At 74.5% G+C, this 23,497-nt stretch carries 20 protein-coding genes; 14 read left to right on the forward strand and 6 right to left on the reverse strand.

Going from position 1 to position 23,497, the window contains the following annotated elements; translation table 11 throughout:
• The first annotated feature begins 78 nt into the window (after positions 1–78).
• Together BUE43_RS24795 and BUE43_RS24800 are read left to right on the forward strand one after the other, a co-directional pair.
• Positions 79–1,269, forward strand: a complete 1,191-nt coding sequence (locus tag BUE43_RS24795; protein WP_073487578.1) for a lanthionine synthetase LanC family protein — start codon at positions 79–81, stop codon at positions 1,267–1,269.
• 275 nt (positions 1,270–1,544) lie between these two features.
• Positions 1,545–2,201 (forward strand): response regulator, encoded by a 657-nt coding sequence (locus BUE43_RS24800; RefSeq protein WP_073488068.1) that lies wholly within the window; start codon positions 1,545–1,547, stop codon positions 2,199–2,201.
• 48 nt (positions 2,202–2,249) lie between these two features.
• Here the strand turns inward: BUE43_RS24800 and BUE43_RS24805 are convergent, their stop codons facing one another.
• Entirely contained in the window at positions 2,250–3,425 is a 1,176-nt protein-coding gene (locus tag BUE43_RS24805) for a sensor histidine kinase (RefSeq protein WP_073487581.1), read from the reverse strand.
• A gap of 274 nt (positions 3,426–3,699) precedes the next feature.
• Between BUE43_RS24805 and BUE43_RS24810 the strand changes: the two genes are divergently transcribed.
• Both BUE43_RS24810 and cutA read left to right on the forward strand, forming a co-directional pair.
• On the forward strand, positions 3,700–4,788 hold the full coding sequence (locus BUE43_RS24810; RefSeq protein ID WP_073487583.1) for a Gfo/Idh/MocA family oxidoreductase: 1,089 nt from the start codon (positions 3,700–3,702) through the stop codon (positions 4,786–4,788).
• A gap of 66 nt (positions 4,789–4,854) precedes the next feature.
• Positions 4,855–5,187: a divalent-cation tolerance protein CutA gene (gene cutA / locus BUE43_RS24815; RefSeq protein ID WP_073487585.1), complete on the forward strand. Its 333-nt coding sequence runs from the start codon at positions 4,855–4,857 to the stop codon at positions 5,185–5,187.
• 80 nt (positions 5,188–5,267) lie between these two features.
• Here cutA and BUE43_RS24820 read toward each other — a convergent pair whose 3' ends face one another.
• Entirely contained in the window at positions 5,268–6,137 is an 870-nt protein-coding gene (locus BUE43_RS24820) for an oxygenase MpaB family protein (protein ID WP_073487587.1), read from the reverse strand.
• Between the two features lie 198 nt (positions 6,138–6,335).
• Here BUE43_RS24820 and rdmE point away from each other — a divergent pair, with 198 nt between their 5' ends.
• From rdmE to BUE43_RS24845, 5 genes are all read left to right on the forward strand, one after another.
• Positions 6,336–7,973, forward strand: coding sequence for an aklavinone 12-hydroxylase RdmE (rdmE, locus tag BUE43_RS24825; protein WP_073487590.1), 1,638 nt, complete (start codon positions 6,336–6,338; stop codon positions 7,971–7,973).
• 141 nt (positions 7,974–8,114) lie between these two features.
• A complete protein-coding gene (locus BUE43_RS24830) occupies positions 8,115–9,071 on the forward strand; it encodes an MBL fold metallo-hydrolase (RefSeq protein WP_073487592.1) in 957 nt (318 codons plus the stop codon).
• 126 nt (positions 9,072–9,197) lie between these two features.
• Positions 9,198–9,569, forward strand: coding sequence for a YidH family protein (locus BUE43_RS24835; protein ID WP_073487595.1), 372 nt, complete (start codon positions 9,198–9,200; stop codon positions 9,567–9,569).
• Positions 9,566–9,883 carry a DUF202 domain-containing protein gene (locus BUE43_RS24840; RefSeq protein ID WP_073487597.1) on the forward strand — a complete coding sequence of 106 codons (318 nt, stop codon included), beginning with the start codon at positions 9,566–9,568 and terminating at the stop codon, positions 9,881–9,883. The genes BUE43_RS24835 and BUE43_RS24840 overlap by 4 nt, the downstream gene beginning before the upstream one ends.
• Positions 9,884–9,963: 80 nt before the next feature.
• Positions 9,964–11,169, forward strand: coding sequence for a glycoside hydrolase 5 family protein (locus BUE43_RS24845; RefSeq protein ID WP_073487599.1), 1,206 nt, complete (start codon positions 9,964–9,966; stop codon positions 11,167–11,169).
• 39 nt (positions 11,170–11,208) lie between these two features.
• Here the strand turns inward: BUE43_RS24845 and BUE43_RS24850 are convergent, their stop codons facing one another.
• The 4 genes from BUE43_RS24850 to BUE43_RS24865 all read right to left on the reverse strand — a co-directional run bounded on the left by BUE43_RS24850 (position 11,209) and on the right by BUE43_RS24865 (position 15,364).
• Positions 11,209–11,760, reverse strand: coding sequence for a hypothetical protein (locus tag BUE43_RS24850; protein ID WP_073487602.1), 552 nt, complete (start codon positions 11,758–11,760; stop codon positions 11,209–11,211).
• A 173-nt stretch (positions 11,761–11,933) separates the two neighbouring features.
• On the reverse strand, positions 11,934–13,127 hold the full coding sequence (locus BUE43_RS24855) for a DUF418 domain-containing protein (protein ID WP_234995901.1): 1,194 nt from the start codon (positions 13,125–13,127) through the stop codon (positions 11,934–11,936).
• Positions 13,128–13,196: 69 nt separating this feature from the next.
• Positions 13,197–13,919 carry a TetR/AcrR family transcriptional regulator gene (locus BUE43_RS24860; protein ID WP_073487604.1) on the reverse strand — a complete coding sequence of 241 codons (723 nt, stop codon included), beginning with the start codon at positions 13,917–13,919 and terminating at the stop codon, positions 13,197–13,199.
• A gap of 326 nt (positions 13,920–14,245) precedes the next feature.
• The gene (locus BUE43_RS24865; protein ID WP_073487607.1) at positions 14,246–15,364 is read right to left on the reverse strand and encodes a nucleotide disphospho-sugar-binding domain-containing protein; all 1,119 of its coding nucleotides are present in this window, start codon (positions 15,362–15,364) and stop codon (positions 14,246–14,248) included.
• 780 nt (positions 15,365–16,144) lie between these two features.
• On the opposite strand from BUE43_RS24865, the gene BUE43_RS24870 reads away from it, so the two are divergent.
• The 5 genes from BUE43_RS24870 (at position 16,145) to BUE43_RS24890 (ending at position 23,469) form a co-directional block, all read left to right on the forward strand.
• Positions 16,145–16,345, forward strand: a complete 201-nt coding sequence (locus BUE43_RS24870) for a hypothetical protein (protein ID WP_073488072.1) — start codon at positions 16,145–16,147, stop codon at positions 16,343–16,345.
• Positions 16,346–16,439: 94 nt separating this feature from the next.
• Entirely contained in the window at positions 16,440–17,228 is a 789-nt protein-coding gene (locus BUE43_RS24875; RefSeq protein WP_234995902.1) for a hypothetical protein, read from the forward strand.
• 99 nt (positions 17,229–17,327) lie between these two features.
• A complete protein-coding gene (locus tag BUE43_RS24880) occupies positions 17,328–18,506 on the forward strand; it encodes an ABC transporter ATP-binding protein (protein WP_073487609.1) in 1,179 nt (392 codons plus the stop codon).
• Positions 18,506–19,375, forward strand: coding sequence for an ABC-2 transporter permease (locus tag BUE43_RS24885; RefSeq protein WP_073487611.1), 870 nt, complete (start codon positions 18,506–18,508; stop codon positions 19,373–19,375). Before BUE43_RS24880 ends, BUE43_RS24885 begins: the two co-directional genes overlap by 1 nt.
• A gap of 227 nt (positions 19,376–19,602) precedes the next feature.
• Complete coding sequence (locus BUE43_RS24890; RefSeq protein WP_234995925.1) at positions 19,603–23,469, forward strand: ABC transporter ATP-binding protein; 3,867 nt, start codon at positions 19,603–19,605, stop codon at positions 23,467–23,469.
• Positions 23,470–23,497: the final 28 nt, after the last annotated feature.

The following is a 23,497-nucleotide window of genomic DNA, read 5'->3' on the forward strand; positions in this document are numbered from 1 at the left end:
GACGTCCTCCGGGGCGATCCCGCGGAGAGCTCCGTCGCACACCTCGGCCGAGCGGCGCGTCCTCGTGGCGAGGTCGAGATGACCACGAGGCTGGAACCGGGCACCCCGAGCGCCGCGCTCGACCTGGCCGGGTGGGCCCTGGCGACCTGGGCGGAGCGCGGTCGGCGCAGCACCGACCCCGGGCCGGCGGTGCTGGCCTTCCTGCTGGGGCCGCGGCACTCCGCGGTCGCCCCGGCGCTGCGCCGGTGGCTCACCGAGCTGGAGGAGCCGGAACCCCTCGCCGGGCTGCACGACGGCGGGCTCGCCGGCCAACTGGGCGGGCTCCGCCTGCTGTCGCCGCTGTACCCCCGGCTGTCCCGGGTCGCCGAGGCCGTGTCCGTGGCGCTCACCCGCGCCGCCCACCGCGGTCACTGGTCGGCCGGGCCGGTCGGCTTCCCCAGCTACGACGTGGTCAGCGGGCCGGCGGGCGTCCTGCTCGCGCACTGCGTGCACGGCCCCAGGGACGGCGAGCTGACCCCGTTCGCCGCCGCCCTCGCCGCCCGCTGCGACCAGCCGGACCTGGCCGGACTGCGGTGCACCGCCTACCAGGAGCACGAGGCGCTGGCATGGAACCAGGGCCTGGTCAACGCCGGCCTGGCGCACGGCGCGGCCGGGGTGGCCGTGGCACTGGCGGCGGCCGTCCACGCCGACCCGGCCGACGACCACGTCGCCGCGGCGTTGCGCCGGGTCGGCCGGTGGTTGGCCGGGGAGGCGTTCCGGGACGACCGGGGCGTCTACACGTGGTCCTCCGCCGGGCGCGAGGGCGCGGCCACGCCCACGCAGGCGGGACCGCGCCAGGCATGGTGCTACGGCTGCCCGGGCGGGGCGTGGGCGCTGCGGGAGGCCAGCGTCGCGCTGACCCTGCGCGGGACCTCCGGGGTCGCGGCCGAGCTGGGCCAGGTCGCCCTCGTCGCGATGCGCTCGCTGGCCCAGAACTTCGACGAGGACTTCCACCTCGTCGGCGAGGCCGCCGCCGACCGGCTCGCGGTGTGCCACGGCGCGGCCGGGGTGCTCGCGATCGCCGACGCGTTCGCGCACTGGACCGGGATGCCCGACGCGGTGGCGCTGCGGGACCGGCTGCGCAGCCACCTGCTGCTGCACCTCGACGAGGTGGCCGGGCTGGCCATGTCGGACATGAGCCTGCTCGGCGGGGCGGCCGGCGTGCTCGCCGTGCTGCTGACCATCGACGGCGGCAACCGGGCCTGGCTGCCGCTGCTCGCCCTGCGCTGAGCCGTCACCCCACCCAGTTAGTCCATTGTGGACAGTCATGCCCGCTCCCGGCCCGGACGGACCGGGGAGCGCGGTCGGCGCCCGTCCGATCGTCGATCGGGCCACACCCGCGCCCCGCACCCCGGCGGGTCGGACTAGGCCAACCAGGTTCTGTTCGCCCGCCACAACCCCCGTTCGTCGGACGGGGTGCTGACGGAAGTCGTAATCGCGACCGGCCGCGCGCGGCCCTCCGCCCACTAGCCTCGACCAGGCCGGCTCGTACGGGGGAGGCAGTGGTGATCAGAGTGGGCATCGCGGACGACGAGGCGCTCGTCCGCGCCGGTGTCCGCGGGATCCTGGAGACCGCCGACGACCTGGAGGTGGTCGGCGAGGCCGACGACGGGCGGTCCGCCGTGGAGCTGGTCCGGACGCTGCGCCCCGACGTGCTGCTGCTCGACGTCCAGATGCCGGGCATGGACGGCCTGCTCGCGGCCAACGCGGTCCGCGACACCGCGCCGGAGACCGCAGTCGTCGTGCTGACCACCTTCGACTACGACGAGTACGTGCTGCGGGCGTTGCGGGCCGGCGCGGTCGGCTACCTGCTCAAGGACACCGACCCCGCCGAACTGCTGCGCGCGGTCCGCGTGGTCGCCGACGGCGAGGCGGTGCTCTCGCCCAGGGTGACCCGCACCCTCGTCGAGCACTTCAGCGGGGGCTGCGGCCTGACCGCCGAGCGGTCCAGGAGCCGGGTCGCCTGCCTCACCGAGCGCGAGCTGGACGTGCTCGCGCTGATCGGCAGGGGCATCTCCAACTCGGAGATCGGCCACCGGCTGCACCTCAGCGAGGGCACGGTGAAGGCGCACGTGAGCCGGGTGCTGACCAAGCTCGGCTGCGAGAACCGGGTGCAGGCCGCGATCGTCGCGCACGAGGCGGGCTTGTTGCGCATGCCGTGACAGCGGCTTTCGGAAGGCCTCTTCAGCGGATCTCCCCAGGAAGTCCCGTCAGGAGCTCGCCGAGACCTCCCCGACCGGAATCCGCACCACCACGACGTAGTCGCCGCGTTCGAGGCGGCCGTGCTCCAACGTCCCGCCCAGCAACGCCACCCGCTTCGCCAACATGGCCAGGCCGCTGCGGGCGCCGGCCGCGGTGCTGGCCGGCGGGGTCTCCGGCGCCGCGTTGCGCACCACGATGCGCAGCTCCTCCCCCACCACGCGCAGGAACAGCCGGGTGGGCACGACCCCGGCGTGCTTGTGGACGTTGGTGAGCGCCTCCCGCACCACGCGGTGCGCCGTCCGGCGCAGCACCGGGTCCAACCGCCACACGGCCTGGTCGACCGACTCCACGACCGGCACACCCGCGCGGCGCGAGCTCTCCACCAGCTCGACCCACGCCCGCTGGTCGGCGTGGTCGAGGGGCCGGTCCCCCGCGTCGGTGTCCCGGAGCACGCCGATCACCTTGCGCAGCTCCCGCATCGCCTCCTGGCCGGTGCGCCGCAACAGCTCGGCCTGCGCGCCCTGCTTGCCGCCGAGCTCCAAGGCGCCGGCGTGCAGGACGATCAGGCTCAGCTTGTGCCCCAGCGAGTCGTGCATCTCCTGGGCGATGCGGTGCCGCTCCCTGAGCACCGCGCGTTCGGTCGCGAGCTGCTCCTGGCAGGACAACGCCTCCGCCCGGTCCCGGTAGGCGACCAGCAACTGCCGGGTCCGCCGCAGGTACAGGCCGACCAGCAGGGGCAGCACGACCATGAAGGCCAGGTCGAGCAGCCGCCCCATGGGGGTCGCCTCCGGCCACGGCGCGACGGCGAAGGCCACCGCGGCGACCCCGAGCGTCAGCAGGCTCGGCCCCAGCCGGGCCCGCACCCCCACCGTGTACGCGGCGCAGCCCAGCGCGGGGAAGACGTTGGGCTCGGTCAGCACGTGGATCGTGGCGACCGCGAGCAGCACGAGGGTCGGCGCGGGCCGGCGTAACGCCAACAGGGCGCCGGCGGCCACCGACCACCACAGCGCCGCTCCGGACTCGCCGACCAGGGTGACGCCGCCCCACAGCAGCACCGCCACCACGTCCAGCACCAGCGCCCGTCGGCGGGCCGGCACCGCGCGCCAGCGGTCCTCCCACGCCAACACCCGCGTCGGGTCGTCACCCGACGCGCCGCCCCCGTCGTCCTTCCCGACCGCGTCCACGGGACTCCAGTCTGCCCAGCCGGACGCCGGCGGGACAGCATCATGGCAGGTCGTCAAGGGTTCAACCGCTCCTCTGGCCGGTCCCGCGCCCCCCTGGCGCCGAGAGACCGCCTCCGCCGTCAACGTTGTCATGCGCGGAGCGGCCGGGCGCGAGCCAGTCGGGGGACGTGCCCGCGCGGCCCCGTGACCTTCCCCACCGGGCCGTTCGGCCCGCCCCGATCCGGCTCCTCGGGGGTGGCCCGACCGGGCGCGCGGGTCGCCTAGGGTTCAGGCGGTGAGGACATTCCGCGTCGCCCTGGTCGGATACGGACTCGGCGGGTCCGCCTTCCACGCGCCGTTCCTGGCCACCACACCCGGCATGGAGCTGGCCGCCGTGGTCACCGGCAACCCCGAGCGGCAGGCGGCGGCGCGGGACCGGCACCCGACGGCGGAGGTGCTGCCGTCCGTCGCCGAGCTGTGGCGGCGCGCCGCCGAGTTCGACCTCGCCGTGATCACGACGCCCAACCGCGAGCACGCGCCGCTGGCCAGAACCGCGTTGGAGCACGGCCTCGCCGTGGTGGTGGACAAGCCGTTCGCCACGACGAGCGCGGACGCCCGGCAGCTCGCCGAGCTGGCCGCCGCGCGCGGCCTGCTGCTGTCGGTGTTCCACAACCGGCGCTGGGACGGCGACTTCCGCACCGTCCAGCGGTTGCTGACCGAGGGGCGCCTGGGTCGCGTGCACCGCTTCGAGTCCCGGTTCGAGCGCTGGCGCCCCGAGGTGCGCGCGGGCTGGAAGGAGAGCGCCGACCCGGCCGACGCCGGCGGCATCCTGTTCGACCTGGGCAGCCACCTGATCGACCAGGCCGTCGCGTTGTTCGGCCGACCGTCGCGGGTCTACGCGGAGGTCTCGACCCTGCGGCCGGGCGCGCTGGTGGACGACGACGCCTTCGTGGCGCTGCACCACCCCGCGCCCGAAAGCGCCCCGGGCGTCTCCGGCGGGCCCGACATCGTCTCGCACCTGTGGATGAGCGCGCTGGCCGCCGATCTCGGGCCCCGGTTCCGGGTGCTCGGCGACGCCGGGGCGTTCGTCAAGCACGGCCTCGACCCGCAGGAGGCCGCGCTGCGAGCCGGGGAGACACCCGGCGGCCCGGAGTGGGGAACCGAGCCGCCGGAGGCGTGGGGCCGGCTCGGCGCGGGCGGGGACGTCGAGCTGGAGCGCACCGACGCCGGCGCCTACCAGCGGTACTACGCGGGGGTGGCCGAGGCCCTGGCCACCGGGGCCGAGCCGCCGGTGGGCGCGGCGGACGGCGTCACGGTGCTGGAGGTCATCGAGGCCGCGTACCGCTCGGCGCGGGAGGGGCGGGTCGTCCCGCTCCCGGCGTGAGAACACCGCCGGCGGGTGACGTCCGCCGGCGGTCGCCGACCGCCTCCGCTGGCTAGGGTGGCCGGTGTGACCGACTACTGCCAGGTCGTGACGACGACGGACTCGTTGGAGGCCGCCGAGGAGTTGGCCAGGGGCATCGTCGAGGAGCGGTTGGGCGCGTGCGTGCAGGTCGTCGGCCCGATCCGCAGCGTCTACCGCTGGCAGGGCGAGCTCCAGGTCGACCAGGAGTGGCAGTGCGTGGTCAAGACGACCACAGCGCGCCTGGTGGACCTGACGGAGTACATCCGCACGCACCACGACTACGACGTGCCGGAGGTCGTCGCCACGCCGATCCTCACCGGGAACCCGGACTACCTGTCCTGGCTGGCGAGCGAGACCTCGTCACCGCCGACCTCGTGACCCCGGCGACCTCCTGACCAGTGCTCTCCTGACCGGGGCCCTCCTGACCGGGGCCCGCGTGATCTCGGCAGCGGCCGGGATCACGCGGGGAGCAGCGCGCGCGACGGGGCCGCGGACCGGCCGAGCCGGTCGAGCGCGTCCCGCAGGTGGTTGTCGGCCACCCGCCAGCGCACCGACTCCGGCACGGCCAGGCCGGCGGCCCTGGCCGCGCGCAGCCCCACGGTGGCCACGGTCCTGGGGAACGGCTGGTGGCCGTGCAGGTCCAGCGCCCAGCCAGGGAGCAGCGAGTAGGCCAGGTGGCCGATCGGCTGGTAGGCCACGGCCCTGGGTGGGACGAGCCACCACGGCACCGGGGGCTGGTGCAGGAAGTCGTAGATCACCTCCGAGTCCCCGGTGCGGCGCAGGGTCGGGCGGACGCCGGCGAAGTAGTCCTCGAACTCGGCCACCGAGCCGGGCACCTCGTCGGCGCGCAGGCCGACCAGGACGGCCGACCTCCGTTGCTCGGCGAGGTAGCGGTCGGCCTGGGCGGGGGTGAGCCGGAACCCGGCCCGCCGCACCACGGTGAGGAACGAGTAGACCTCGGCGCAGTGCACCCAGAGCAGGAGCTCGGGCTGGTCGATGCGGAACCGCTGACCGGTCCTGGGGTCGACGGCGCGCAGCGCGCGGTGCACGGCGCGCACCCTGGCCGCGGCCCGCTGGGCCTCGGCGGTCGTGCCGTAGGTGACGGCGCCGACGTAGGCGGCCGTCCGGAAGAGCCGGCCGAACGGGTCCCTGCGGAAGTTCGAGTTCTGCACCACGCCCGCCACCGCCAGCGGGTGCAGCGCCTGGAGGTAGAGCGAGCAGATGCCGGCAAGCCACATGGCGGGGTCGGCGTGCAGTTGCCAGGTCACCGAACGCGGCCCGAAGAGCCCCGTCTCGACCGCCTCCGTCGTCGCGAGTCCTTGACGCACAGACAAGAGACAAAGGCTCTCAAATCCGGGCCGCGACCGCCGCTCGCCCCGACAAGTCCACCCGTTCGGCCCGAATGTTCATCCACCGGACGGCAGGGCCGGCGGCGGCCGCGCCCGCCACTTCCCTTGACTCCCGTGTATCTTGGTTAGCGAGATACTTTGCAACCATGAGACATGGCGTCTCGGATCGGAGGGGGCATGCCCGACAACCGGGTTCCGGTGCTGGTGGTCGGCGCCGGGCTGGCAGGGGCGTCCACCGCGTGTTTCCTGGCGACGCGCGGGGTTCCCGCGCTGGTCGTCGAGCGCAGGGAGGGGCTCTCGCCCCATCCCAGGGCGATCGGCCAGAACGTGCGGACGATGGAGCTGCTGCGGTGGGCCGGCCTGGAGTCGGCCGTCCACGAGATCAGCCCCGTCGAGCACGCCCGACTGCGCATCGTCATCGCGTCGAGCGTGCGCGGCCCCGTCCTGCACTCCATCACCGAGGGGACGGTGCCGGACACCAGCCACCTGAGCCCGGCCTCCTGGGGGATGGCGAGCCAGGACCGGATGGAGGCCCTGCTGCTCGACCGGGCGGCCGAACGGGGCGCCACCGTCCGCCTCCACACCGAGCTGGTGGAGTTCACGCAGGACGAGGACGGCGTCACGGCCCTGCTGCGGGACCGCACCACCGGCGAGGAGGAGCGGGTCCGCGCCGACTACCTCGTCGGCGCCGACGGCAACCGGAGCGCCGTCCGGAGCGCGCTGGGCGTCGGGACGCACGGCGCCGGCACGCTGACCCACAACGTGAGCGTGTTGTTCGAGGCGGACCTCGGGGACCTGGCCGACCCCGGCGAGCAGGTCCTGTACTACCTCCAGAACCCGGAGTTCATCGCCGCGCTCGCCAGCCCGATGGGCGCGCGCGGACGGCACGTGTTCTCCGTCGAGTACCACCCGGACCGCGGCGAGTCGCCGGAGGACCTCACCGAGGACCGCATGACCGAGTTGCTCCGCGTCGCGCTGGACTCGCCGGCGCTGCGACCCCGGTTCCTCAGCCGCGGGCCGTGGGAGATGGCGGCGCGGGTGGCCGACCGGTTCCGCGTCGGCCGGGTGCTGCTGGCCGGCGACGCCGCGAAGGTGACGCCGCCGACCGGCGCTCTCGGCGGCAACACCGCCGTGCAGGACGGCTTCGACCTCGCGTGGAAGCTCGCGGCCGTGCTCGACGGGCAGGCCGGGCCCGGCCTGCTGGACAGTTTCGACGCCGAGCGCCGGCCGTTCGCCGAGATGGTCGTCGGGCAGTCGCTGCGCAACGCGGCGGTGCGCATGGCGCCGCACCTGCTCCAGGAGGCGCTGCCCGAGGAGGTCCCCTACCTCGACATCATGCTCGGCTTCCGGTGCCGGTCCTCGGCCGTGCTGGCGGAGAACGACGCGGACGGCGGGGACGGCAGCGCGGACGACGGGGCGGACGACGGGGCGCCCGCGGAGAACGCGCTGCGGCCCAGCGGCCGGCCCGGCTTCCGCGCTCCGCACGTGCCGCTGACCAGCGCCGGCACGCCTCTGTCCACTGTGGACCTCTTCGGTGACGGCTGGGTCCTGGTCACCGGGCGCGCCGGCGGGCCGTGGCACGAGGCGGCCCGGCACGTCGCCGAGCGGCTCCGGCTGCCGCTGCGCGCCGTCGGGCCGGGCGAGGAGCTGGCCGACCCCGACGACCGGCTCGCCGGGGCCTACGGCATCGGGGAGGCCGGCGCGAGCCTGGTCCGGCCGGACGGCGTCGTCGCGTGGCGCAGCGCGGTCGGGACGCCCGACCCGACCACGACGCTGCACCGGGTGCTCTGCCAGGTCCTCGATCGGGTGGCGTGAGCCACGACCGTGGGGGTGACCGCGACCGGACGTCACCCCCACGGCGGCTTCCCGCGCGCCCGGATCGCCCGGGCGGCCCAACGGCGGGACAGTGGAACCCGCCGTCTCCGCCGCCGCTCGGCGCGACCAGCAGGAGGGACCATGGCCACGCCGTTCGCCTCGTCGGCCGACCGCGGTGAGCGGACCGAGACGTTCGAGGTCCTCGCCGACGGGGTGTACGCGCTCACCGCCGAGGGTGATCCGAACGTGGGCGCGGTCGAGGGCGAGAACTTCCTGGTCTGCTTCGACGCCCGGGCGACGCCCCTGCTGGCCGACCGGTGGCTGACCCGGCTCCGGGAGCGCACCGCCAAGCCCGTCCGCTACCTCGTGCTCTCCCACTTCCACGCGAACCGCACACTGGGCGCGAACGCCTTCGGCGCGGAGACGGTCCTCGCCCACACCGAGACCCGCCGGCTCGTCGCCGAGCGCGGGGAGCAGGACCGGGCCAGCGAGTTCGGCCGCACGCCGCGGCTGTTCGAGGGGCACGCGACCATCCCCGGCCTCACCTGGCCGACCGTGACGTTCACCGACCGCGTGACGATCGAGCTCGGCGGCGACCGGGGCGTGGTGGAGCTGGCCTGGCTGGGGCGGGGGCACACCTCCGGCGACGTCGTGGCATGGCTGCCCCGGCAGCGGGTGCTGTTCGCCGGCGACCTGGTCGAGACGCGGGCGGCGGTGCACACCGGCGACGGCTACCACCAGGACTGGCTGCGCACCCTGGACCGGGTGGCGGGCCTCGGCGCGGAGGTCCTGGTCGGCGGGCGCGGCGAGGTGGCGCGCGGCCGGGACCAGGTGGACGGGGCGATCCAGCACACGCGCGACTTCCTGACCACGCTGCTGGGGTGCGTGACGGCCGCCCAGCGCAGCGGCGGCACGCTGGAGGAGGCGTTCCGCGCCGCCGACAACTCCCTCACCCCGACCTTCGGCCGGATGCCGCTGTACAACCACGTGCTGCCGTTCGACGTGACGCGCGCGTGGGATGAGCTGGCGGGCGAGGAGCACCCGGAGATCTGGACGCCGGAGCGCGACCACGAGGTGTGGCGGCGGCTCCGGGGCTGAGCGGGCCGGCGGCCGTGCCCGCCCCGCGCCCCGCGTTCGGCGTTCGCCGGTGGCGGTGGCGGTGGCGGTGGCGCGGGAGCCTCCCGCGCGAAGCCGTGGCCGCCCCGCCCGACTACCGTCGCCGGGGTGGAGGACGGGCGGAAACGAACGCGCTGGCCGGGTCGGGTGTACGGCGTCGGCGAGGAGCCCGACCCGCGCTTCTCCCTCGCCAACGAGCGCACCTTCCTCGCCTGGCTGCGGACGTCCCTGGCGTTGATGGCCGGCGGCATCGCCGTGGAGGCCATCAACCCGTTCGAGGGCTTCCTGCAGACCGCGCTCGCACTGGTCCTGCTCGTCGTGGGCATCCTGACCGCGGCCACCGCCTTCGGCCGCTGGGCGGCCACCGAACGCGCGATGCGCACCGGCCGGCCGCTCCCCGCGCCCCGGCTGGCCGCCGTGCTCAGCCTGTGCCTGGTCGCCGCCGGCGCCGTCGCCGTCCTCCTGCTGGCCCTGCGGTGAGCCCGTGGGACCCGGGGCTGCAGCCCGAGCGCACGACGCTGGCCTGGGTGCGGACGAGCCTGGCGTTCCTCGTCGTCGTGCTCGTCGCGGTGCGGTTCACCGCCCACCGCGACGTGCTCGCGGCCGTGGTCGCGGCGATCGTCGCGTTCCCGTTCGTCCCGGCGCTCGGGCTGCTCGTGTGGGAGCGCTACCGCCAGGGGCGCCGGCGGCTGCACGCCGAACGGCCGCTGCCGGACGGCCGGCTGCCGGCCGTGGTCACCGCGCTGGCCGTCGTCGTCGGCCTGGTCGGCGTCGGGTACGTCCTGCTCGGCTGACCAGCGCGGCGCGGACGAGCCCTTTCGGCGGCTTGTCGCGCCGGCCTCGCCTGCTATGCCTCAGGCCAGGGAGGTGCGTGATGACCGGAGGACCGCGGTTCGGCGCGAACTACACCCCGTCCGAGCACTGGTGGCACACGTGGCTCGACTTCGACCCCGACTCGGTCCGGCGCGACCTGGAGGGCGTCGCGGCGCTCGGACTGGACCACGTGCGGGTGTTCTGCGTCTGGCCGGTCTTCCAGCCCAACCGGGGCGTGGTGCGGCCGAGGGCGCTGGCCCAGCTCGTCGAGCTGGCGCGGGTCGCGGCGGGGTGCGGCCTGGACGTGGCGGTCGACGGGTTGCAGGGCCACCTGTCCAGCTTCGACTTCCACCCCTCGTGGACGCAGACCTGGCACCACCGGGACTTCTTCACCGACCGCGCGGTGGTCGAGGCGCAGGCGGCGCTGCTGCGGGCCGTGGCCGGGGCGCTGCGGGACGAGCCGAACTTCCTCGGCCTCACCCTGGGCAACGAGCCGAACAACCTCGTCCCGCACCACCCGTGCGGTCCCACCCAGGTGGAAGCCTGGCTGGACCGGCTCCTCGCCGCGTGCGCCGACGCGGACCCCGACCACCCGCACTGCCACTGCGCCCACGACGCCGCGTGGTACGACGACGGGCACCCGTTCACCCCGCGGGCCTGCGCCACGAAGGGCGCGATGACCGTCGTGCACCCGTGGGTCTTCAGCCACGACTGCGCCCGGCGCTACGGCGCGCTGTCGTTCGAGGCCACGCACCTCGCCGAGTACGCCGTCGAGCTGTCCCAGGCGTACGCCGCGGACCCGGCGCGGATGGTGTGGGTGCAGGAGCTCGGCGCCCCCGCTCCCCACATCCCCGCCGCCCTCGCGCCCGAGTTCGCCAGGCGTGCGCTGTCCGCCGTGGTCACCTGCCCGCGTGTCTGGGGCGTCACCTGGTGGTGCTCGCACGACATCGACCGGCGGTTCCTCGACTACCCCGAGCTGGAGTACGGCCTCGGCCTGTTCCGGTCGGACCGGAGCCGCAAACCCCTGGCGGAGGCGGTCGCCACGACGGTCGCCGGGCTGCGCCGCGACCCGCCGGCGCGCCGGCGCCGCCCCGTCGCGCTGGTCCTCTCCGGCGGGCGGGCGCCCTCCGCCCCCGGCGGTGACTTCTTCGAGTCGTGGATGCGGCTCGCCGCCGAAGGCGCGCCCGCCGCCGTCGTGCTGGACGAGCGGGCCGACGACTACGCGCACCTGACCGCCAGGGGCATCACGCAACTCATCCGTCCATAGCAGACAGTCCACTGAGGACGGCAGCGCACGGCCGGAGGGTCAGGCCACCGCGGACGAGGACGTGCCGAACGCCATGGCCCGCGACCGCCGCCGCCGGTAGTGCAGGGCCAGCACGAGGACGAGCGGACCCCACGCCAGCGCGGGGAGGTAGAGGACCCCGACCTCCCAGCCGGGCGGCTGCCGGGCGACGTCGTCGGGGCCGATCAGCACCGGTGCCCGGTCCACGAGGTGGAACATCCAGTTGAGCACGCCGTACAGGCAGAGCGCGATGATCAGGGACGCCCCGACGACCGCGGGGACCACCGCCGACCGGACCGGGATCGCCCGGCCGCCGAGCCCGGGCACCCACTTCGGCACCCGCTCGCCCCAGCGGTGGACGAGACCGGGGGTGAGCATCGCGAATCCCATCGTCACCGCGGAGAGGAGAAGCAGGTACCACCCCTCGTCCCGGAAGCTGACCTCGCCCGAGAACACCTCGCCGGCGCGCCAGCCCGCCGAGGGCAACACGCAGAGCGGAACGGCGTACGCCGCCCAGACCGCCCACCTCGGTGCGGACGTCGAGGCCTCCGCGCCCCTCGCTGACCTGTCCATGTCACTCCCCTCGCCACAGCCTCGCGTCGGAGCCTCCCAACCCTGGAGCAGTCCGGCCTCCCCTTGAGGAACCAGTCCCCTCCCTCCGCCGGGGGAACTCATCGCGATGGCGAGAACGCGAAACCCGCCGCCTATCACCACGTGGTGATGGACGGCGGGTTTCGCCGGACAGGTCAGGCAGTCACCTGGCGACTTCTGTCCCGTGAGCGCTGCGGGGCCTGCACGGCCCACCGCCACGCCGCCTCGATCGGCCCCTGCCGGAACCGTCGCTGCCAGAGCTCGCTGAACACCACCAGCACCACGGAGATCCCCAACCACGCAAACGGTGTCCACAGTGGACGGTACTCGACGAGCGCCGCCGCCAGGCCCAGACCCCAGCCGTAGCACAGCACCGCGCCCAGGAGGTTCTGCAGCATGTAACAGGTCAGCGCCATCCGGCCGACGGCGGCGAACCGCGCGCGCAACCAGCTCCGACCCGGCCGGCGGTACACCCACCACCCGATCAGACCGACGTAGCCCAGTGCCACCACGGGCGGGAGCACGTACCGGTCCACGAACACCAGCGACGGGTCGCCCAGCAGCGCCGTGGCCAGGTTCAACGGCACGCCGACCCCGAGCCCGACGATCATCAGCCGGCGACGCAGCACCGCGCCCCGCTCCCCCGGCGCGAACGCGCCCGCCCGGTACAGCCGCGCGCCGAGCAGGAACAACGTCACCGCGAGCGGGATCGTGAAGATCGCCTCCGCGCGGAACACGCCCGCGTGCTGCAACCGGAACACGATCTGGTCCAGGTAACTGCCGCCGGTGTAGAGCGTGAACTGCTCGCTCCTCCCCGCCCCCGCCCCCGCGGCGCCGACCCCGACCGTCATCAGCCCCATGAGGGCCAGGTGGTTCACAGCGGCGGCGACCATCCACCAGCGCTGCGCGCGGTCACTCGTCAACGCCAGGTACGACACCACGAGCCCGGTCACGGCGTAGCCCATCAGCACGTCGAACTCGACGACGAGCACGTAGTGCAGCACGCCGTCGAGGAACAACAGGGCCATCCGCCACAGGTACCAGCCCGGCCAGCGCTTCCCCCTGCGCGCGGCCGACGCCCGCTGGATCTCCAGCCCCACACCGAACAGCAGCGTCAGCATGGCGAGGAACTTCCCGTTGGCCAGGAACCGGAGCACGACCTCGGCCACCCCGCCCTCCCGGTCGCCGACCAGCATGCCGACGATCCCCCGGGGATCGGTGAAGATCCAGATGTTGGTGCCCAACGTGCCCAGGATCGCGATCCCCCGCAGAACGTCCAGCAGGACGATCCGCTCCCCCTCACCCCGTGGCGCTCCCTGTCGCGACACGGTGTCCATCGCGTTCGTCACGCCATCTATTTGACACGCTCGTACTAAATCAAGCCACCGGTATACCGTTCTTGTGACCGCTGTCACCCGTCAGGGGCGCGGCCCCCGGGCGGAGAGGCCCACGAGAACGCTGTCCAGCCCGAACGCGAACCGCTCGTCCATCGTCCGCTCACTCATCCGGTCGACCCGGGCGGAGACCTCGGGAAACCGGTCCCCCGCCAGGGACTTCACGAGGGGGCGCATCATCTCGGCGAACCCGACGATGTCCATCCCGGCCGCGCGCAGGCGCTGCTCGGTCCGCAGTTCCGCCGTGATGAACCCGAGCAGGTAGTCGGCGAGCGTGTTCACCGCGCGGTCCAGGTCGGCTCCGGACAGCCCGGAGTCCCCGAACGCGACCAGCATCGCCTCGGTGAAGCGCATCAGGTTCGGACCGATGGGCGGGTAGACGCCCAGCAGGCGGGCTACCCAGGGGTGCCGGCAGGACACCGCGCGGTAGCTGGTCGCCAGCGCCCGCACCCGCTCGGCCCAGTGCAGGTCGACGGCCGGGATCGAGACCTCCCCGAACACCTCGTCCATGGCGAGTTCGAGCAGGTGCCCCTTGTTGGCCACGTGCCAGTAGAGCGACATCGCGGCCACCCCGACCCGCGAGGCCAGCCGGCGCATGGACAACGCCTCCATGCCGTCCTGGTCCAGCAGCTCCACCGCGACCAGCACGATCTGCTCGCGGCTGATGCCCGCCTGGTGTCCCGACGGTGTCCTCGGCGTCTCCGCCCACACGGTGTTCCAGGACCTGTTCTGCCGTCTGCCCGCCACGCGACCTCCCACGGTGCGTCCCCACCCGACCCGCGACGCTCAGGTGATCGTACGGACCTCGACCGCAGCGACAGGCACGTTGACGACAAGTACCCGATATACCCGACGACAGGACAGAAATCGCCAACCGGTCCCATGCTCCAGCCGGCGGGAGAAACGACGGGCACGAATCGCGATTTCGTCCACTATGGACCTCGCAGGGCCGGAACCGCCAGAGGCGGCTCACTTTCCCGACGTGTCCAATGTGGACGCTTGGGTTCCCCCGTCCACCGAGGACGGATGGTGGTGTGGGTGGGGAGCCCACACCACCCGCCCGCGCGGAACGATCAGAACAGGGAGTCGATCAGGCGCGGCACCAGCTGACAGGGCGTGGGCAGCGCGTCGATCTCGGCGCGCACCTCGGTCGCGACGGACCGCAGGCCCTCGTCCGAGAGCAACGCCGTCAACACCTCCCGGTCGAGCGCCGTCTCCTCCGGCGTCAGGCCCACCCCGCGCTTGGCCACCGCGATGGCGTTGAAGTGCTGGTCGGCGCCCTGCGGCAACACGATCTGCGGCAGTCCGGAGGCCAGCGCGGTCATCGTCGTCCCGGACCCGCCGTGGTGCACGACCGCGTCGGAGACGTCCAACAACACGCTCAGCGGAACCCAGTCCACGACCCGCACGTTGTCCGGCAGCGCGCCCAGGGGCTCGGGGTCCGCCCCGCCGAGCGCCAGCACGAACTCCGCGTCCATCCCGTCCGCCGCCGTGACCAGGTTCCGCAGCGCGGTCACGTTCTTGAACACGGTGCCCAGGGTGACCGCCACCCGAGGCCGGGTCCGCTCGACGAGCAACCACTCCGGCAGCCGACCGCCGGCGTTGTACGGGACGTACCGCATCGTCCACGGCTGACGCTCGCCCGTGTACATGCTGGGCGGGGCGACGCTGAGCAGCGCGCCGCGCGGGGCCTCGTGGGCCACGCCGAACCGCTCGTAGGTCGCGGCCATCTTGGTCCGCACCAGTTCGGTGCGCTCCGCCATGGCGGAGACGCCGTACTCGTGGTTGATCACGGGAATGCCGCGCCTGGCCGCCACGAACAGCCCCACGCCGTCCATCGGCGAGTGCACGACGAGGTCGGGTCGCCAGTGGTCGGCCAGGTCGACGGCGCGGTCGACCAGGTTCTCGGCCACGGCCGCGAACAGGTCGGTGCCGATCTCGATCAGCTTCGGACCGCTCCGGTCCTCCGGGGTCAACGCGGCGAACCGCGGGGCGAGCGGCGCGCTGAGCGGCTCGAAGCTGAAGTCCGGCGCGAGGTCCACGGCGGGCAGACCAGCCGCGACCGCGGCGTCGGTGGTCTCGGCGGCGGTGGCCACCAGCACCTCGTGACCGCTGGCGCGCAGCGTCCACGCGAAGTTGATGAGCGGGAACAGGTGGCCGAGCCCCGGCGAGGCCGTCAGGAGGACACGCATCGGTGTTCCTTTCCCCCGGTGTTGAGTGATCCCCGCAAGGTATCTCTGTGACTAAGAGTCTTAACCAGTGACATAAAACCGGGCCGGGAGGGGTTGACACGCCGGCGCCGCGGAAGCGAAGCCGGGACCAGCGGAGACAGATCGAACCGCGGCGCCGGTCAGCGAGGAGCACCGAATCTGTCGGGAATCTTTCGCGGGGGGAAGGCCTGTCCTTGGTCACACCCCCGCCACCGCCGCCCCGCTGTCCTCAGCGGACGCCCGGTCCGGGGTGGTCGGGCGCAGGGTCCCGCCCCGCCGCCGGAGGTGACCAGCGATGCCCCGCGCGCGAGCCGTCGACGACGTGGCGAGTCAGCGGAAAACCGCGCGACGCGGGGAGAACGGCGAGGTTGTGGCGGGGTTGGCGACCGGAGAACGGATGAGGGGCGGACGAGGGGCGCACCGCGATGACGAACGACAATGGGAGCTCGTCGCGCGGGAACGGGGAAGAGGAAGATCCTGGAGACGAAAGGGGCGGCCCGCTCAACCGGCCTGGGGGTCACCGGGAGCGAGCCGCCGCGTACAGCTTAGCCGCCACACGGGGTTTGTGGGCAGCGGATCGGCAATCATCCCCCCAAGAAGGGACAAGTCCGCCCGTCCGGGTGGCTTCGGCCAGCAAACGAGTGATGTTCCCGTGTTCTGGTGCGCTGTCCCACCCCCACCACCGATGTCCCCAGCGAACCGAAGCGACGCCGAGCGAGGAGCGCGCAGCCGGACCGCCGGCGGCGCATGGGGTGCGTGCCGATGACCGAGCAGCGCTGGTGGGTGGCCTGCCGGGACGCCTTCGGGCGGGACCGGGCGGTGACCGTTCTGGTCGACCGCGGCGAGGTGGTGCTCGTGGCGCCGCCCGGCGAGGCCGCCGTGCTCTCCGCACAGCAGACCACGAGGTTGCGCGGGGCGCTCGACGAGGCCGCCGGTTCGAGTGACGAGCAGGCCGCCCGCTAGGGCGGTGGGACGGGGACGTCCCGGAGCGCGGTCCGCCCCGGCGCGCTCCCGGACGCCGACGAGTGCGGGTGTCCGCACGGGGACTGGAGGTGGGATGAACCACGTGGCGTGGCGAGGCTCGATCCCGGTGTTCGGCCGGACGCGGAGCCGTGCGGCCCGCGCGGGCGGTCGGACGACCGGCGTCGGGACCCGCTCACCGGGGCCGACCGCGGGCGGGCCGGCCGACGGGCGGGACGCCCCGGTGGGGGGTGGCGCGGCCCAGGGCGGCGCGCACGCGCGGCGGAGCGAGACCGCCGAGCGTGAGGGGGGTCTGACCATCACCGCGGTGCTCGACCGGCTGGCCCTGCTGGACCGGTTGGCCGCCGAGGGCGAGCCGGCGGCGTTGCTGCCGGTCGCCCGCACCGAGATCCAGCGGCTGGCCGAGGGCTGGCGCCTCCTGCTGCTGGTGCACCAACCCGACGCCGACGGCCGGTGTCGCGCCTGTCCCGGTCTGCTGCGCCGGCGCCGCCGGTGGCCGTGCCAGCTCTGGCTCACCGCGCACCGGCACCTGATCGGCGACGGCGCGCCGACCCGCGACCGCCGCCGCCCCCTGCGCAACACGCTCGAACTGCTGCGCCGCGCGCGCCTCGCCCGGATGGCGTCGTCCACCCGGCCCACGCCGTGGGTCCCGCGCCACGCCGCGCCCACCGCGCCGGCCGCGCCGCCGGTGGAGACCCCGGCGCCCAGGGCGGAGACCACCTCGGGGCTGCCCGTCGTCGACGCGGCCCCGCCCTCGCCCATCCCCATCGGCGGGCACCTGGAGACCGACGCCACACGGATCTACGTCGCCCCGGTCGTGGAACGCCCGCACCGGGAGGAACGCCCACCCGGGTGCTGTGCCTGACCCGGGGTGACCAGCGCCGGCCGTCGCTGTTCCGACCCGGGCACGCACCGTCATGCGGCAGGATGACGACGAGTTGACACCGGTCATCCTGGAGGACGTGTGCACGACGGCAGCGGCCGGATCGTGGTGCAGGGCCTGACCAAACAGTTCGGTCCGGTCATCGCGGTGCAGAACCTCAGCTTCACGGTCGAGCCCGGCTCCGTGACCGGGTTCCTCGGGCCCAACGGCGCCGGCAAGACCACCACCCTGCGCATGCTGCTCGGCCTGGTCACGCCGACGGCCGGCACGGCGACCGTCAACGGTCGCCGGGTCGACCAGCTCGGCAACCCGGCGCGGGTGGTCGGCGCGGTACTGGAGGCCCAGAGCTTCCACCCCAAGCGCACCGCCCGCAACCACCTGCGCGTCTACGCCGCGGCGGCCGACGTGCCGGACGCGCGGGTCGACCAGGTGCTGACCCTCGTCGGGCTGGCCGAGGCCGCCCAGCGCAAGGTGGGCGGCTTCTCGCTGGGCATGCGGCAGCGCCTCGCGCTGGCCACCGCGCTGCTCGGCGACCCGCAGGTGCTCGTGCTCGACGAGCCGGCCAACGGGCTGGACCCGGAGGGCATCGCCTGGCTGCGCAACTTCCTGCGGCAGTTCGCCAGGACCGGCCGCACCGTGCTGGTCTCCAGCCACCTGCTGGCCGAGATCGAGCAGACGGTGGACCAGGTGGTGATCGTCAGCCGCGGCCAGACCATGTACTACGGCCCGCTGGAGCACCTGCGGCAGTCCCAGCAGACCCGGGTGCTGGTGCAGCCGGCCGACCCGCACGCGCTGGTCGCCGCGCTCAACGAGGCCGGGCTGCACCACGTCGAGCCGACCCAGGACGGCCGGCTGGCGGTCACGGGGGCGGACAGCAAGCAGGTCGCCGACATCGCGCTGGCCGCCGGCGTGGCCGTCTACGGCATCCAGCAGGAGGCCGTCGACCTGGAGCGGATCTTCTTCCAGCTCACCAGTGGCCAGTACGCCGCCGCCGGGGTCAACCCCTACGGCCCGGTGCCCCCGGGCGCCGTCCCGCAGGGCTACCAGCCGCCACCCGGCTACCAGCCGCACGCGGGGTACGGGCCGGCGACCGGGCAGCAGCCCGTCGTCGGTCAGCAGCCGGTGGTCGGTCAGCAGCCCGGACAACAGCCCGGTCAGCCGGTGTACCCGCCGCAGGACCACCAGCAGCAGGGCTACCAGCAACAGCCGCCGGGCCCAGGGCAGCAGGGCGGCCCCAGTGGTTTCGGAGGTAACGCCTGATGGGCTCCCTGGTCAGGGCCGAGTTCCGCAAGATCTTCACGACCAACCTCTGGTGGGGCCTGCTGATCCCGACCGTGCTGCTCGGCGTGCTGTGGAGCTGGGGCTTCTCCGCGTTCGGCAGCGCGGTGGTCGAGCGGCTCACCAGCACCCCGGCGCTTGAGGGCGTCGACGCCGGCGACTGGATGGTCTCGGTCTTCGGGTTCGCCAGGGGCGCGAACCTCACCACGCTGTTCCCGATGATCTTCGGCGCGCTGGCGGTGGCCGGCGAGAACTACCGCAGGACCATCACGACGACCTTCCTCACCGCGTCGTCCCGGGGCAGCGCGCTCGGCGCCAAGCTCGTCGTCTACACCGTGGTGGGCCTGGGCTTCGGCGTCGCGGTGGCGCTGTCGGCCAGCCTCGGCACGGTGCTCGGCGCGGGGAACACGCCCCTGCCGGGCGGCGCGGGCTGGTTCCTGCTCACCCTCACCACGATCCTGGAGTCCACGCTGTGGACCCTGTTCGGCGTGGGTGTCGGCGCACTGGTCGGCAACATCTTCGGCGCGGTGATCGGCCTGCTGATCTACGCGGTGCTGGTGGAGAACCTGGGCGCCTACGTGCTGAGCTCGGCGCTGGAGACCACGGTCCCGACCGTGCTGCCCAACGGCGCGGCCAGCGGCATGCCGGGCGCGGTCGCCGCCGACCTGTTCCTCGACAAGGTCGGACCGATCAACCCGCTCGTCGAGAAGGAGGCGCGGCTGGTCGTCGAGGCGGCGGCCGGCGCGCAGGGCGCGTTCCCGTGGTGGGCCAACACGCTCATCTTCGCCGGCTACACCGCGCTGTTCATCTGCCTGGGCTGGCTCGTGACCGGCCGGCGCGACATCAGCTAGGCGTCAACCTCCGCGTGTGGGCCGTCGGGATCTCGATCCCGGCGGCCCACGCGTTTTCCCGGCCCACCGGCTCCTGCGGCGCCGCCCACAACGACCGGGCGTTATCAGGGGTCGCGCTTAGCCTTGGTCGCGTGAGCACAGCACCGACAGCCCCGCCCAGCCGCCCGGCGAGGAACGGCACGGCCGACGCCGACGACCCGGACGGCGGCGCGGGGCGGTCCGGCTGGCTGCGCCGGCTCGTCGCGGCCTGCTGGCGGCACCCGAGGACGGTGGCGCTGTCGGTGGGCTCCTCGGTGCTCGGGGTCAGCCTCCAGGCGCTCGGTCCGCTGCTCACCCGGGTCGCGGTCGACGACGCGGTCGCCGGCAGCACGGCGCGGCTGGCGTGGGTGGTCGCCGGACTGGTCGGCCTCGCGCTGCTCTCCTACGGCGCGGCCTTCGTCCGCCGCTACCTCGGCGGCCGGCTGGCCCTGGACGTCCAGCACGACCTGCGCCGGGCGGTCTTCTCGTCGGTGCAGCGGCTCGACGGGGGCAACCAGGACGCGATGCGCACCGGGCAGGTGGTGTCGCGCGCCATCAGCGACCTCCAGCTCGTGCAGGCGCTGCTCATGATGGTGCCGTTGAGCATCGGCACCGTCGTCTTCGCGGTGGTGGCCATCGCCGCGATGCTGTGGCTCTCGCCGATGCTCACCCTGGTCGCGTTGCTGGTCGTGCCCGCCGTGGGCGTGGTGGCCTCCCGGGCCAGGCGCACGCTCTACCCGGCGACCTGGTCGGCCCAGCAGCGCGCCGCGGACCTCGCGCAGCACGTCGAGGAGACCGTCACCGGGGTCCGGGTGGTCAAGGGCTTCGGCCAGGAGGAGCGGGAGGTCTCCCGACTGGAGGCGGCGGCCCACCGCCTGTTCGGGGAGCGGATGCGGGTCGCCCGGCTCTCCGCGCGGCCGACGGCCTCGCTGGCCCTGCTGCCGGCGCTCGGGCAGGTCGGCATGCTCGGCCTCGGCGGGTGGCTGGCGCTGCGCGGCGAGCTCAGCCTGGGCACCTTCCTGGCCTTCGCCAGCTACGTGGCCGGGCTGGTGGGACCGGCGCGGCTGATCTCCAGCCTGCTCATGCAGGCCCAGCTCGCCAGGGCCGGCGTCGAGCGGGTGTACGAGCTGATCGACTCCCAGCCGGAGGTGCGGGAGGCGGCCGGGGCCGGGGACGTGCCGGCGGGGCCGGTGCGGGTCGAGCTGACCGACGTGCGGTTCGGCTACACCCGGAGCGAGCCCGTGCTGGACGGGGTGTCCCTGTCGGTGGCGCCCGGCGAGACGCTCGCGCTGGTGGGCACGGCCGGGTCCGGCAAGTCCACCGTGTCGCTGCTGCTGCCCCGCTTCTACGACCCGCACGAGGGCAGCGTGCGGATCGGCCCGCCGGGCGCGGAGGTCGACGTCCGGGAGCTGCGCCTCGCCTCGCTGCGCCGGACCGTGGGCGTGGTGTTCGAGGAGGCGTTCCTGTTCTCCGACACCGTCCGCGCCAACATCGCCTACGGCCGGCCGGACGCCTCGGACGCCGAGGTGGAGGCCGCGGCGCGGGCGGCCGAGGCGCACGGGTTCGTCACCGCGCTGCCCCAGGGCTACGACACCCCGGTCGGGGAGCGCGGCCTGACCCTGTCCGGCGGGCAACGCCAGCGCATCGCGCTGGCCAGGGCGCTGCTGAGCGACCCGCGGGTGCTCGTGCTGGACGACGCCACCTCCGCGGTCGACCCGGCCACCGAGGCCGCCATCCACGCCACGCTGCGGGCCGTCACCGCGGAGCGCACGACGATCCTGGTCGCGCACCGGCGGTCGACGCTGGCGTTGGCCGACCGCATCGCGGTGCTCGACGCGGGCCGGGTGGTCGACGTCGGCACCAGGGCCGAGCTGGAGCAGCGCTGCGCGTTGTTCCGGGCGCTGCTCTCCGGCCCCGGCGAGGGCATCGAGGACCCGGACGCGCGGACGCCGGTCGACCTCTCGCCGGGGCCGGACGGCGTCACGCCGGCGCTGTGGCCCGAGCCGGAGACGGACAGCGTCACTGACACGGGCGTGAGCGCGGCCGGCTCGGCGTCGGGCTCCGCGTCCGCGTCGACGTCCGCGACCGCGGCGGCCCGGCTGTCCGCTTCGGCGGGCGTGCGTGCGGTCAGGGCCGGCCGAGGCCCGCGCACCAGTGCGGCCGTCGACGCCCAACCGCCGACGCCGGAGCTGCTGGCCAGCGTCGAGGCGTTGCCGCCGCCCGCGGACGAGCCCCGGCTGGCCGGCGTCGACCCGAGGGCGGAGGACCCCGGGTTCCGGCTGCGCCGGCTGGTGCCGCTGGTCCGGTGGCCGCTGCTGGTCACCGTCCTGTGCGTGGCCGGGGACGCGGCCACCTCGGTCCTGCTGCCCTCGCTGGTGCGGCACGGAGTGGACTCGGGAGTCCACGTGGGGCAGGGCGACGCGCTCCGCGCCGCCGTGCTGCTCGGGCTCCTCGTCGTGGCCGTGGGCTGGCTGCTGGTCGCGGTGCAGGCGGTGGTCACCGCGCGGGCCGGCGAGACGCTGCTCTACGTGCTGCGCGTGCGGAGCTTCGCGCACCTGCAGCGACTCGGGCTCGACTACTACGAGCGCGAGCTGGCCGGCCGGATCATGACCCGGATGACCACCGACGTCGACGCGCTGTCGACGTTCCTCCAGACCGGCCTGGCGAGCGCCGTGGTCAGCGTCCTCACCCTCGTCGGCATCACCGGCGCGCTGGTGCTCATCGACCTGCCGCTGGCGCTGGTGGCGCTGAGCGCGCTGCCCCTGCTGCTCGTGGCCACGCTGGTGTTCCGCCGGTTGTCGTCGCACGCCTACGCCGAGGCGCGGGAGCGGGTCAGCGCGGTGAACGCCGACCTGCAGGAGAACGTCTCGGGGCTGCGGGTCGCGCAGGCGTTCACCAGGGAGGAGCGCTCGGCCAAGGCGTTCGCCGAGCGCAGCGACGCCTACCGGCGGTCGCGGCTGCGGGCCCAGCGCTACATCGCGACGTACTTCCCGTTCATCACGCTGCTGTCCGAGCTGGCCCAGGCCGCGGTGTTGGCGGTGGGCGCGCACCGCGTGGCGACCGGCAGCCTCACTCCGGGCGTGCTGCTGGCGTTCCTCCTCTACCTCGGGCTGTTCTTCGGGCCCGTGCAGCAGCTGTCCAACGTGTTCGACTCCTACCAGCAGGCCAGCGTGGGCCTGCGGCGGATCGGCGACCTGCTGCGCACCCCCAGCTCGGTGCCCCCGGCCGCCGACCCGGTGCCGGTGCGGGGCCGGCTGCGGGGCGAGGTGGAGCTGCGGGACGTCGTCTTCCAGTACGCCGACACCGAGGAGCCGGCGGTGGCCGGGGTGTCGCTGCGGGTGGCCCCCGGGGAGACGGTCGCGCTGGTCGGCGCGACGGGGGCCGGCAAGTCGACGCTGGTCAAGCTGATCGCCCGGTTCTACGACGCGACGCGGGGCCAGGTCCTGGTCGACGGGGTGGACGTGCGGGACTACGACCTCGCCGGCTACCGGCGCCGACTGGGCGTCGTGCCGCAGGAGGCGCACCTGTTCACCGGGGACGTCGCGCGCAACATCGCCTACGGCCGGCCGGACGCGGGTCCGGCGGAGGTCGAGGCCGCGGCCAGGGCGGTGGGCGCGACGCCCGCGGTCGCCGCGCTGCCGGCCCGGTTCCGGCAGGAGGTCGGCGAGCGCGGGCAGGGGCTGTCGGCCGGTCAGCGCCAGCTCGTCGCGCTGGCCAGGGCCGAGCTGGTCGACCCGGACGTGCTGCTGCTGGACGAGGCGACGGCCGCGCTGGACCCGGCGACCGAGGCGGCGGTGCTGGCCGCCAGCGACCGCCTCGCGCAGCGCCGGACCACGTTCGTCGTGGCGCACCGGTTGGCCACGGCGGCCAGGGCGGACCGGATCGTGGTGCTGGCCGGCGGGCGGATCGTCGAGGAGGGCGGCCACGCCGAACTGCTCGCGGCCGGTGGCGCCTACGCCCGGCTGTGGGCGGCCGGCTCCGAGGCCGGCTCCGAGGCGGGCCGGGCGGCGGGTTCCCCGGCGGGTCCGGCGACGGCTCCGGCTGGCGGCGAGGAGCCGCCGGCCGCCGCACGCTGACCGCCCCGGGGCCGGGTGGGGAGACACC

It is taken from the genome of Streptoalloteichus hindustanus (assembly GCF_900129375.1).
GTDB lineage: Bacteria > Actinomycetota > Actinomycetes > Mycobacteriales > Pseudonocardiaceae > Streptoalloteichus > Streptoalloteichus hindustanus.